The sequence below is a fragment of the Arthrobacter agilis genome, assembly GCF_002953615.1.
Classification (GTDB): domain Bacteria; phylum Actinomycetota; class Actinomycetes; order Actinomycetales; family Micrococcaceae; genus Arthrobacter_D; species Arthrobacter_D agilis_B.
In genome coordinates this window covers 3,442,977-3,445,247 of the sequence record NZ_CP024915.1, presented here as the reverse complement: position 1 = coordinate 3,445,247, position 2,271 = coordinate 3,442,977, and the positions used below count along the sequence as shown (strand labels likewise).

Annotated in this window: 1 protein-coding gene; it reads right to left on the bottom strand. The window is 65.9% G+C overall.

The genetic code is table 11. The features are described from left to right. Positions 1 to 822 precede the first annotated feature (822 nt). A complete protein-coding gene (locus CVO76_RS16975; RefSeq protein ID WP_208740228.1) occupies positions 823 to 1,851 on the bottom strand; it encodes a nitronate monooxygenase in 1,029 nt (342 codons plus the stop codon). Between the last annotated feature and the right edge of the window lie 420 nt (positions 1,852 to 2,271).

Genomic DNA, 2,271 nt, shown 5'->3' with positions numbered 1-2,271 from the left:
CACCCCGATGGCACCAGCCGATTCACACCCCGATGGCGCCGGGCAGCTTGGCCGCCGACACCCGCCGGCCAGATGCCGGCCTGGCCACCGACACCGGACGGCCACCCCGATGGTGCCGGCCTGGCCACCGATATCGGGCAGCCACCAGGAGCTGGTCCGGCGCATGGATCCCGGGTATCGACGTGTCAGCCGGAGTCAGGATCTTGTGTCGCCGGCCTGTATCCCGCCTCGTGTCCTCATCTCACTACCGGCCTTCACTTCACTGCCGGCTTTCATTTCACTGCCGGTTTTCATTTCACTGCCGGTTTTCACCTTCGCTGCCGGTTTTTACCCACTCCGCGTTCTACGCACTCGCGGGACTTGGACACGGGACTCGGTGTCGCTCGGACTCGGGGAGCCGGATCTCGAGGGACGGGGCACCGGTTCGTGCTGTCGCGGTCGGGTGTGTCGTCGAGCCTGAAGGGCCGGATGGGGAACGGAGGTCTCGCAACGGCGAACGCCGTGCGAGGAGAGACGGCGGCGCGTGATCCGCCCGACGCGCCGCCGACGATGCTGCTCATGGGCATACGCCACTTCCGGTGTGCCGCCTGCAGCACTCCGGCGCGCAAGGAGTCCCGCTCCTTCGCGGTGCCCAGGGTGAAGGTTCTTCCGGTTCGATCGACCCGGACCCGCTCAAGAGGCCTCGGGTTCACCTTGCACTTCAGCGCCGGAGCAGCTGCACGAGCGACGGCTTCGTTCCGAGAGAAGAAACCTGTTCGTCTGCACCAGTTTTCCCACCGCATGCGCGCCCCGCCGGCAGGGTGGGAGTGCGTACCTCAAGGGTCAGGGTGTGAGCGCTGCGATGATGTCGGCTGCGGGTCCGGTCCGGATCGTGCGGTAGCCGGTGCCGGCCCACAGGTGGAGCGCTTGCAGGTCGTTGTTCGCTGCCGCTGCGGCGCGGAGGGGTGCGGTGATGTAGTGGATCTGCGGGTAGGCGTTGCCGACGGTCGGGTGCTCGTCCATGAATCTGTTCCGCAACCCACGGGCCGGACGCCCGGTGAACGCCCTGGTGATCCTGGTCTCGGTGAACCCGGGGTCCGTGAGAGCTGCCCGGTGGGCGGGATGTGTTCCTGCCTCATCCGCCAGGAGCAAGGCTGTGCCGAGTTGGGCGGCAAACGCTCCGGCCGCGAGAACTCCGCCGACGTCCTCGCGGGTGCTGATGCCGCCGCCGGCGATGATGGGCAGGCTGGATATCGTCTTGATCGATGCGATGAGCTGGGGGAGTGGCTGCGTTCCCGGGTCGGCGCCGGGATCGAACGTTCCGCGATGGCCCCCTGCGTCGGGGCCCTGCACGACCAGGATCTGTGCCCCACGGTCGGTCGCGAGAGACGCTTCGGCGCTGTCGGTGACGGTGACGGCAGTGGATATGCCCAACTGGTGCAGCTCGTGCAGCAGGTCGGGATCCGGACACCCAAAAGTGAAGGAGACCACGTCAGGCCTCAATGCCCGAAGAACATCCACCTTGCCCGTCCAGGCGTCGTCATCCCATCTGGGGACTCCCACCTGAATGCCGTAGCGGTCGGCACGGGGCTGAAGGCGCCGACGGTAGCTCTGGAGCTCTTCCTCGTCGACGTCATTCGCGGATACGACGAACAGATTCACACCGAAGGGCCGATCAGTAAGGGACCGCGTAACGGTGATGTGCTCCGCCAGCTGTTCCGGTGATTTGTACCCGCCAGCAAGGAAACCCAGCCCGCCGGCGTTGCTCACCGCCGCGACAAGCGCCGGAGTCGAGGGCCCGCCGGCCATCGGCGCACCGATGAGCGGGCGATCCAAATCGATGGGGAATCGTTGACCGTCGACGGTATCCATGCACGCTCTCCTTCACGACGTCGCTGTGGGCTCGCCCACTAGGACAATAATCGGAGGTGAATGAAGGACGACAGCCGTCGATGCTGCTCCTCTTCGAGAACTCGCGGCGTCGTCGCCCCGGCGGACCGAACTTCCGTCCTCGTCTCGGTAAGCCGTCGTTGTTGTGCGGAGTCTCGCCCAGACGACTGCCGTGCTGCATGATACTGCCGCCCGGCAGCTCAGGGCGCGTCGGCCTGCTCGAGGTGGGGCGTGAGTGGATTTGGTGGTCCCGGCGGGATGGTCGTATAGTTGTGGAGTCGCCCCGGTGAGGGTGACGAACCCCCTTGATAAACTGTAAAGTTGTTTCAGCGCGTGCGGTGCACGATGTTGGAATCGGCTTCTGGTTCGTCGTCGGTCGTGGAGGTTCGCTGGCGGTCATTG